The sequence below is a fragment of the Microcystis sp. M083S1 genome, assembly GCF_020246405.1.
GTDB lineage: Bacteria > Cyanobacteriota > Cyanobacteriia > Cyanobacteriales > Microcystaceae > Microcystis > Microcystis aeruginosa_C.
Genome location: NZ_JADBTB010000084.1, coordinates 1 through 9,350, shown reverse-complemented (window position 1 = coordinate 9,350; position 9,350 = coordinate 1). Strand labels below are relative to the sequence as shown.

General features: G+C 42.4%; 10 protein-coding genes. 7 read left to right on the top strand and 3 right to left on the bottom strand.

Features of this window, described 5'->3' with window-relative positions; all coding sequences use genetic code 11:
* Window positions 1-208: 208 nt before the first annotated feature.
* Complete coding sequence (locus IM450_RS08430) at window positions 209-2,446, bottom strand: sensor histidine kinase (RefSeq protein ID WP_287670331.1); 2,238 nt, start codon at window positions 2,444-2,446, stop codon at window positions 209-211.
* Between the two features lie 285 nt (window positions 2,447-2,731).
* On the opposite strand from IM450_RS08430, the gene IM450_RS08425 reads away from it, so the two are divergent.
* The gene (locus tag IM450_RS08425; protein WP_002800895.1) at window positions 2,732-3,364 is read left to right on the top strand and encodes a response regulator; all 633 of its coding nucleotides are present in this window, start codon (window positions 2,732-2,734) and stop codon (window positions 3,362-3,364) included.
* Window positions 3,365-3,383: 19 nt separating this feature from the next.
* Here the strand turns inward: IM450_RS08425 and IM450_RS08420 are convergent, their stop codons facing one another.
* Entirely contained in the window at window positions 3,384-3,707 is a 324-nt protein-coding gene (locus tag IM450_RS08420) for an alpha/beta fold hydrolase (protein ID WP_002800897.1), read from the bottom strand.
* Between the two features lie 124 nt (window positions 3,708-3,831).
* On the opposite strand from IM450_RS08420, the gene IM450_RS08415 reads away from it, so the two are divergent.
* Both IM450_RS08415 and IM450_RS08410 read left to right on the top strand, forming a co-directional pair.
* The gene (locus IM450_RS08415; protein WP_287670328.1) at window positions 3,832-4,725 is read left to right on the top strand and encodes a ferritin-like domain-containing protein; all 894 of its coding nucleotides are present in this window, start codon (window positions 3,832-3,834) and stop codon (window positions 4,723-4,725) included.
* A 163-nt stretch (window positions 4,726-4,888) separates the two neighbouring features.
* Window positions 4,889-5,953 (top strand): pentapeptide repeat-containing protein, encoded by a 1,065-nt coding sequence (locus tag IM450_RS08410; RefSeq protein WP_287670326.1) that lies wholly within the window; start codon window positions 4,889-4,891, stop codon window positions 5,951-5,953.
* 7 nt (window positions 5,954-5,960) lie between these two features.
* On the opposite strand, the gene IM450_RS08405 is transcribed toward IM450_RS08410, so the two are convergent.
* Window positions 5,961-6,095, bottom strand: a complete 135-nt coding sequence (locus tag IM450_RS08405) for a hypothetical protein (protein ID WP_287670324.1) — start codon at window positions 6,093-6,095, stop codon at window positions 5,961-5,963.
* Window positions 6,096-6,392: 297 nt separating this feature from the next.
* On the opposite strand from IM450_RS08405, the gene IM450_RS08400 reads away from it, so the two are divergent.
* From IM450_RS08400 to argH, 4 genes are all read left to right on the top strand, one after another.
* A complete protein-coding gene (locus IM450_RS08400) occupies window positions 6,393-6,728 on the top strand; it encodes a hypothetical protein (RefSeq protein ID WP_002800900.1) in 336 nt (111 codons plus the stop codon).
* Entirely contained in the window at window positions 6,725-7,336 is a 612-nt protein-coding gene (locus tag IM450_RS08395; protein ID WP_287670320.1) for a class II aldolase/adducin family protein, read from the top strand. The genes IM450_RS08400 and IM450_RS08395 overlap by 4 nt, the downstream gene beginning before the upstream one ends.
* A gap of 106 nt (window positions 7,337-7,442) precedes the next feature.
* Window positions 7,443-7,646: a hypothetical protein gene (locus IM450_RS08390; RefSeq protein WP_287670315.1), complete on the top strand. Its 204-nt coding sequence runs from the start codon at window positions 7,443-7,445 to the stop codon at window positions 7,644-7,646.
* A gap of 169 nt (window positions 7,647-7,815) precedes the next feature.
* On the top strand, window positions 7,816-9,231 hold the full coding sequence (argH, locus tag IM450_RS08385; protein ID WP_103112634.1) for an argininosuccinate lyase: 1,416 nt from the start codon (window positions 7,816-7,818) through the stop codon (window positions 9,229-9,231).
* Window positions 9,232-9,350 lie beyond the last annotated feature (119 nt).

Sequence of the window (9,350 nt, the reverse complement as noted above, 5' to 3'; positions counted from 1 at the left end):
GTAAGGAGATGCTACCGTTTCTGTAAAAATTTTGGGATTATGAAGAAGATATTTAATCTTTTAATCAACCTTAAACTATTTACTTTTCCTAATCTCCACAATTACGATGCTTTTTCATGTCTTATTTGAAAACGCTATATATCTTAATTTCATATCCCCCAGAGTCCCAGAAGAGCGATAAGCATAATCATTTCGATCTCCTTAAAAATCACTGATTACTGTTGACTAACTCCTGCTTAATTACTCTAGAATTTTGATGGGCAAGGGGTAAAGTAAACCAAAACTGTGAGCCAACCCGCGGGGTACTTTTTACCCCAATTCTCCCGGAGTGAGCCTCGATAATTTGCCGACATTGGTAGGAACCTAAACCGATTCCCGTTAGGTGTTGATTATGAAGATTTCTTACATATAAATGGAAAAGATGTTGACATTGTTCCTCATCCATGCCAATGCCATTATCGCTTAAAGTGCAGTAGAGCATATCTTGGTCAATACGAGCATCTAAAGCTAATTGAATCGGTGGAGGATTATGTTTTAAGGCATTATTTAATAATTGTTCAAAAACACTCCTTAGCTGACAAGGATCGGCATCAATAGCGGGTAAGTTATCGGGGAGAAGATTAATAAAAGTAGCTTGGTATAAATCAAAATCTTTTTGCCAATCTTTGAGCCAAATTTTCACCTGTTCTTTTAAAGATAGAGGTTGACGATGCAAGATTAAAGGCCGTTCTTCAGCAAAATGATTTTCTGATAAAGCATTAATTAAAGTTAATTGTCGATCGCAACTACGCACCACCTGATCGAGCATTGCTCGCGAGATAGTTACTTTTTCCGTTTGCCGACACTGTAAATTTTTTAATAACATCATTAATCCCATAATCGAAGTGCGGAGATCGTGGGATACTGCCTGTAAAAAAACCGTTTTCATTTCGTATAAACGCTGAATTTCCCGGACTTTTTCCCGCAGTTCCAGGGTTCTGGCTGCCACTTCCTGTTCTAAATTATTATTCAAGCTTTGCACCCTCTGATATAGTTGCGCTTGGCCGATAGCGATACAAACTTGGGTGGCTAACTGTTCTAATAATTTGACCTCGCTTTTTTGCCAATGACGGGGATGGGAATATTGATGGACAACTAAAGCACCTAAATGTTGATTATTAACCGTTAGAGGTAAAACTAAAGAAGATTTAACTTGCAGGTATTCGTAATAACCCTTGAGAGTGGGCAGAGTTTGCACCTTAGCGGTATTATCAGCAATAATTAACTTATCTAAAGAAAATAATTGTCCCAATTCTTCCAGTAATTCTGGTTCAGGAAACCAACCCATCAGCGAGGGAATCTCGGGACGACGGGACTCAGCGATGACCTTGGACCAACCCCCTTCTTGACAGTGACCGATATAGACTTGATCGGCATCGAGCAAATTTCTGATTTCCTCAACAATGGTGTTTAAAACCTGATCTATATCTAAAGATTGATGGACTTTTAAAGCAACTTGTGTTAAAAAATGTTCTCGTTCTAAAGTTTCATTTAAAGCTCGATCGATCTGTTGTCTTTCGGTAATCGCCGCCGATAAAAACAGAGAAGTTGACATGACAATGACTAAAAAGATTTGTAAGATCAGGACACCTCTGGTATAATCGGGAGCCTGTAGGATAAAAGGGCTGATTCCCCCAGCTAATCCCATCAAAGCTAAAATAGATACTAAAAAATTCGCTATTACCGCTCCCCAAGTCTGAAAACGCATGGCGGCCCAAACCACAAAGGGAAAAGGCAGATATTCGAGGTACTGCACCATACTCCAATCGGGGTTAAGAAAATTTGGTTGATCACCAAAAACCACGGAAGTCACCACCGTTAGCAAACTCAGACAAAGTAAGGCCTCGCCAAGGCGTTGGGGTTGCCGTGGTTCTCGCAGGGAGTGATGATTGAAGAAAAAACGCAACAGCAGCGGCGTGGTCATTAATATTCCCGTACTATCTCCGAGCCAGATAATGCCCCAAGACTGTCCAAATTGTCGCCAATCCCAAGTATTTAGCCAACTACGGGCAAAAGTATCGATAGTGGCATTAACTGCCGAGGCCAATAAGGCCGCTAAAAATACCAGTAAAAGGATATCGCGAATGCGCTGTAAAGTGGCGGAAAATCTCAGATAATGCAAGAATTGCGCCCCTAACAGGGCCGATAAACTGCTGCCGAGTGCTGAAAATAGAGCTATGGGCCAACTGGCCCCTAAAAAGAAGGTAAGAAGCAAATCACCGATAAAAACGCCTAAAACTAGCCTTTTTCCCCCTAAAAAAACGGCAGTTAAGCCAATACCAGCACTCATCCAAATCGGGGAAGGTCGCAACCCTAAATTTAAGCAGAGATAGCCTAGCCAACCAACACCCAGATAAACTAGGGCAACAAGCACAATTTTAGACCGATCTGATGAAATCCGTAGCATTTTCAGTTATCAGTTATCAGTTATCAGTTATCAGTTATCAGTTATCAGTTATCAGATTTGAGTTCTAAGTGAGCAGTATGTATTAAGCGAGCAGTATCAAATAGTAGTTTCCCACTGTCTTTTCACTGATGACTGATGACTGTTTACTGTTTACTGATCACTGGTCACTGAATCACTGGTCACTGAATCACTGTTAATCTATCTCCAGATTGCCTAAACTAGGAGTAGTTCTGCCTCATGCAGATGGGTGAAAACCGTACATTTTCCCGTTAGGAATCAAAGATCATGCGGATTTTAATTGTTGAAGACGATCCTTTAATGCAGTTAGGTTTAGAACAGGCACTTAGTGAACAGCCGGATTTTGAGATTGTCGGTCAAGCTAGTGATGGTCTAGCGGGGGTACAATTAGCCCTATCCCTACGGCCAGATTTAGTGGTCATGGACATCGGTTTACCCCGTCTCGATGGCATTGCGGCAACTAAACAGATTAAGGAGGGTTTAGCTAATGTTCATGTGGTCATGCTCACTTCCCACACTCTGCAACAGGAAGTGATCGCGGCGCTGGCTAGTGGTGCTGATGCCTATTGTATCAAGGGAGCGAGTCTCGATCGCCTTTTGGCCGCCATTGAAGCGGCCAAGGACGGGGCCACCTATTTAGACCCCCAAATTGCTCGTTTAGTCATGGATAATCTCAAACCGCCGGCAGTGCAACCTAATGCCAATCTAGCACTTTTATCGGAGCGAGAAATGGAGGTTTTAAAGTTAATTGTCGAGGGCAAAAGTAACGCTGAAATCGCCGAACAACTTTATTTAAGTACCAATACGATTAAAACCCATGTGCGGGGAATTATGAATAAATTAGCCGTGGATGACCGAGTACAAGCGGCCGTAATTGCCCTACGGTCGGGTATTGTTTAAGGAGAAAATTGCGATTTACTTATCCCCTATTCGAGGCTTCTCTAATCACCTCTAAAACCTCTGAAGCATGGGAAATAGTAGGGACGTGACCGGATGCCAAAACCACTGTCTTTGCTCCCATTCTCTCGGCCAAATTAAACTGTAATTCTGGGGGGACGGCTTGATCTTGACTAGAGACAATATACCAATTCGGCGCAGCTAGGTCATCGGCTAGAGAAGTGAGAGGATTTTGCACAGCGATCGCTGCGTATCCTTCGGCTAATAACTGGGCAGTTATCTGATTATAACTAGAACCATCGGCCCAAAAACCGTGAACCAAAACAATATTGTTAATTCTGTTCATAAGATCTCTTACAAAACTCGAATTACTGGCCGTTGACAAAATGATGCAAACCTCAAGCCTTAAACACTTCCTCAATTCTTAGGGGTTAGAATACGGGAAGACCTTTACAAAACTATACAAACTCATGACCGTTGCTTACCCTCGTAAATTCAAGAAGACGATGAGCGCTCGCGACATCATGAAGCGGGTCATTAGCGATCGCGAAATTCATCTTGTCACCCTCAACCGCTACCGCTACAACGAACAACGTAGCTGTAAAGACCTCACCGAACTGATCGAAACCTTAGACGGACAACCGCAAGAACTGATACAGGATCTTTCCCACCACGTTGCCGATGAGGCCCGCCATGCCTACTGGTTAACCGATTTATTGATCGAATTGGGGGCCGATGTGGGGAAACCGCCGGGGTTGTCCTATATCGATGAATTTGAACGTCTTCTCGATCAAGATCAATTCCAAGGCGAAGAACAAAGGGAAGATGGACTGATTGCGGCCCTAGCGGCAATTAACGTCACCGAAAAACGGGGATGCGAATACTTTGCCGCCCATATTTATGCTCTCAAAGAAGGGGAACAAACCCCGGAAAATCTCAAAATTCAGGAAACGATCGCCAAAATCTTTCCCGAAGAAGCGGGCCATGTGCGTTGGGGTAATCGTTGGTTAGCCAAAATTGCCCAAAAAAGCCCCGAACATCGGCAAAAAGTCGAAAAAGCTAAGGCCAAATACTCAGCGATCGAACAGGCCGCCTATGAATCGGGTATGGATATCACCCTGGGGGCAGAATTGCGCCGCGTCGGTCATTTAATGGAAATCGCCGCCACTATGCCGCTTTGGGAACGTCCTCAATATCTGATGGAACGTTTACCCCAATCCCTTCTCGACCCGAAATTGCAATTATTCCGGGTAGAAGCGGCGCAAAAAGCCTGGAATCGTGATCCACAAATGTTTATGGAACGCTTTTTGCCGATGTTTTTTAATGCAGACGGCAATATCGGCAAAAAAGAGAAAGTCAACTAATTTAACCTTGATTTTCAGAAGCAATCATTCAGCGATCGCCGAAGAAATGTTAATCGAGGATCGAGAAAATCAGCTATTGTTTTAAATAGGGGTGAGTTCTCAGCTTTAGGGCCAGAGAATCACCACTTTTTTACTGTTTATTTTAGCTTTTCTTTTTTGGATTATGCGTCTTTTAGCTGCCTTCGATCGCTATCCCGATAGTGTATCGTTAACCCTAGAACCAGTAGCCACCGACTCGCAAAAATTTGATTTATATTTAACTTTACACCTACAAGCTCAAATTCAATCTCTCCTCGGCGGGGAAATTAAATGGGGACTGAAAGGAGGAAAATTAGATTTTGTTTTAGTTAATTGTCACCTGACACCAAATCCTCTTTCTAGTCAAGAGTTATACATAAATCGTATTAATAATCATCAATGGCGGTTATCCTTCAAAAGTCCTCAGTCAATATTTACAGGAGCGATCGAAAGGATTAACCTAGGAACCGTGAGTGTCGAGGAAGAACCTTATCATCTGACGGTGCAATTTTCGCTGACAGCTGCCGATATCTGTATCACGGAAACATCGGGATTATGGAAACACGATATAAGTCCCAATAAACATAGTATTTTAGAGCGAAAGTTAGCATTTTTCCTGATGGAAAATCAATTTGATGTTTTTTTGAGTCGTATTTCTTGGGGTTCATCCCAGGTAGAATTAGATACTGTTCTAGTTGAACCGAAAGCGGCAGCATCAGAAAATTTAGAGAAATTGCCAGCACAAATCGAGGCAGTTTATGCTTCTGTTAGTGATGATTTTCTGGAATTAGTCCAATTAGCTGAACTCGATCCCCTAACGGATTTTACTGGGGCAAATCTCCTAGCAGCGGAATTAAGTGGTATATCTTTAGGCATGGCCAATCTCTATCAAGCGAATCTGCGGGGGGCCAATTTAACCGATGCTGATTTAAGTGAAATTAATGGCAGTTATGCTAGTTTTAGGGGAGCGGATTTAAGCGGAGCCTTATTAGCTAATGCCGATTTAAGTTATGCTGATTTTTACCGTTCTAGTTTGGCTTTAGCTAATTTAATTGGCTCCAATTTAGAAGGGGCTAATTTAGTTGAAGTCAACATCACTCAAGCGAATTTTAGCGGGGCAAAAGTGAAGGGAACAAAGTTTGCCGATAACGTGGGTATGACCGAGGAATTGCGGGAAAATTTACGCTCGCGCGGGGCTTTCTGCGATTAGTCAACTATTAAGCTTCTATGGTAAATTGATAGGATTCCTGCCAAGTATTGCCGATCACTTCTTCGTTTTCTTCTTGATAATCGTGGTAAACTTTGCCTATTTTTTGACCTACATAGCTATCTTTATCGCACCTATTGATCAAGGAAATATTAATTACTTTCTTCTCAAATCTTGTCTCTCCTCATACATTCATTTTTTCTCATTCCCCACGCCTAATTATTATCATTCAAAGATGGGTAAATTAGTATTTATGTCAAGTTTTTAACAATTTTTCTGAAAAAAAGTTTAAATTATTTTAAGTAATTTGTCAGTTTATTAAAATCTATGTCAAAATGTGATCACTAAACTGTTCCGCAGTTCCGGCGTTCCCCAAAACCAGAGACTTCCTACTGCTATAGCTAAAAATTGAGTTTAGTATCAAGGAAAACTAGAATTGTCTATGAACACATTTACTCCCCATCAAATTGTTAGTTTATTCTGCAAAAATCGAACTTTATACGGAGAAGTAATTCAGGTGATCGAAAGTCGTTCGGCTCTTTGGGTGCGTCCTCTTTGGTTAATTGTAGCCGATAATTTTGAGACAATTGATGTGCGGGAAGGTTCCGATTTAATCCTGCCGATGGACTTATTTAACCCGGCCTTAGATACGGAAGTTTTACCCCTATTCTCCCAAGTAATTAAAGATAATTATATCGCTAATATTTCCTATCCTCTCCAGGAATTTGTGCAGCAAGTTTGTCAAAGTTATCCCGAATATTTTCAGAAAAATCTATGATTGATGAAGGTTACGTTAAATACAATTGTACTTGGATTCCTGACCGTCCCTTAATAAGCTCAGAGATTGCAGAATTAAATTATTGGCGCAATCGCCTCTATCAACTGGGATTAATCGGTCAATACGATAACGGAATCGGTTTTGGGAATGTGAGTAAACGAGGAAAAATAGACAAAGAAATCATTATTTCTGGCACTAACACTGGGGGTATCTCAGTATTAAATGAATCCCATTACACCACAGTTATAGACTACGATTGGAGAGAAAATTGGGTCACTTGTCGGGGAACAATCGCCGCTTCTTCGGAAACTCTCACCCATGGAGCGATTTATGAAGCGAATCCCCAGATTAATGGGGTGATTCATATTCATCATCGCCCCCTGTGGCAAAATTTAATGTATCGAGTGCCGACCACTCAAGAAAATATCGCCTATGGAACCCCAGAAATGGCCGCAGAAATTATCCGTTTATGTCAAGAAGAGCGTCTAGAAGAGCAACAAATTTTAGTGATGAGTGGTCATGAGGAAGGAATTATCGCCTTTGGGCAAGATTTAGCAAAAGCGGGCAACTTATTATTATCCTATTACCAGCAATCTCAGTCATCTTGAAAGTGACCTCCTTTCCAACTCACCACCGAGGAGAAAAAAGTGGTTTTGATTTAGTCGTTTTCATGTTAACTTGTTCTGTAGATTTTCGTTTTTGAGGAATGCCATAGTGATCGACATCTTCCATCATCTATCTGTCTCGATCGACTTTTCGCCCCTTACCAATGTCTTGATGACTATTTTGGATCAAGACGTGGATGTCATCGGGAATTTACAGAAATCCTTCTCAAATTTCGTCAAAACTGGGCAAGCATGGGCCCTATTAATCGGTTTCATTGTCGGTTATATGTTTCGAGGTTTTACCTCTTATTAGCTTTTCGCCTATCAGCCTTCAGCCAGAGTGAGCAATTCTTGCTATTCTTATGCTTGTAGAGTTGGAGATTTTTCTAACCTGAAGCGGTAATGCTATCAGCACCAGATTATCCCTAAAAATTGCCTAGCATATTTTGGTTAACTTTATACACAATCATCTAACGAAAACAGTGACAGCAAAGAAAACTTGGAGCGATCGCTTTGAAGGTAGTCTCCATCCTACGATCGTAGAATTTAACGCCAGTATTGGCTTTGATATCGAATTAATCGAGTATGATCTCACCGGATCGATCGCTCACGCTAAAATGCTCGCCTATACGGGTATTATCAGCCCCGAAGAAGCTGATAGTCTCGTCTCTGGATTGGAACAAATTCGTCAAGAATACCGCACTGGCAACTTTAACCCCGGCATCGATCAAGAGGACGTGCATTTTGCCGTAGAACGTCGTTTAACCGAGATCGTGGGAGATGTGGGCAAAAAACTGCACACGGCCCGTTCGCGCAACGATCAGGTAGGAACGGATATACGTCTGTATCTTAGACAACAAATCGATGATATTAGGCAAGAAATTCGCAATTTTCAGCAAGCTTTAGTCAATCACGCTGAAAACCATCTGGAAACCCTGATCCCCGGTTATACCCACCTACAGCGCGCTCAACCGATTAGTTTAGCCCATCATCTCCTCGCTTATTTTCAAATGGCCGAACGGGATCACCAACGATTAGGGCAAATTCGCGCCAGGACTAATATTTCGCCCCTAGGATGTGGCGCTTTAGCGGGGACGACTTTTCCCATCGATCGTCATTACAGTGCCAATTTACTCGATTTTGAGCAGGTGTATAACAATAGTCTCGATGGAGTCAGCGATCGAGATTTTGCCATTGAATTTATGACGGCCGCTAGTCTGATTATGGTCCACCTGAGCCGTTTGAGCGAAGAAATGATTCTCTGGTCTTCCCAAGAATTTAGTTTTATCACTCTCACCGATAGTTGTGCCACGGGATCTAGCATTATGCCCCAGAAAAAAAACCCCGATGTTCCCGAATTAGTGCGCGGCAAAACAGGGCGGGTTTTTGGGCATTTACAAGCGTTATTGACCTTAATGAAGGGTTTACCCCTAGCCTATAACAAAGACTTGCAGGAGGACAAGGAAGCGTTATTTGATGGCGTTAAAACCGTGCGGATTTGTTTACAAGCGATGACGGTACTTTTAGCCACCGGGATTCAATTTAAAACCGACCGATTAGCTAATGCGGTGGCGGAAGATTTTTCTAATGCGACGGATGTGGCGGATTATTTAGCCAGTAAGGGAATTCCCTTCCGAGAAGCTTATAATTTAGTCGGGAAAGTCGTTAAAAGCAGTTTAGCAGCGGGTAAGTTATTAAAAGATTTAACCCTGACGGAATGGCAAGAATTACATCCAGCTTTTGAGGCCGATATCTACGACGCGATCGCTCCTCGTCAGGTAGTAGCGGCCCGTAATAGCTATGGTGGCACAGGTTTTGAACAAGTGCGATCGGCTTTAATTCAAGCTAAAGCCATTCTCGATCATCGAAAATTTGCGTCTGAAACCCCGCCGTTCTAGGTTGGCTTTACGTTAGAATTAAAAGGCCAGTCTCGAAAACCAAGTGGACGGCGCAGCACCTTGAAAACTCGGCTTAGGGGGTTCCGACCAGAAAAGCTTGGCCGGGTAAAAAGTCGCGC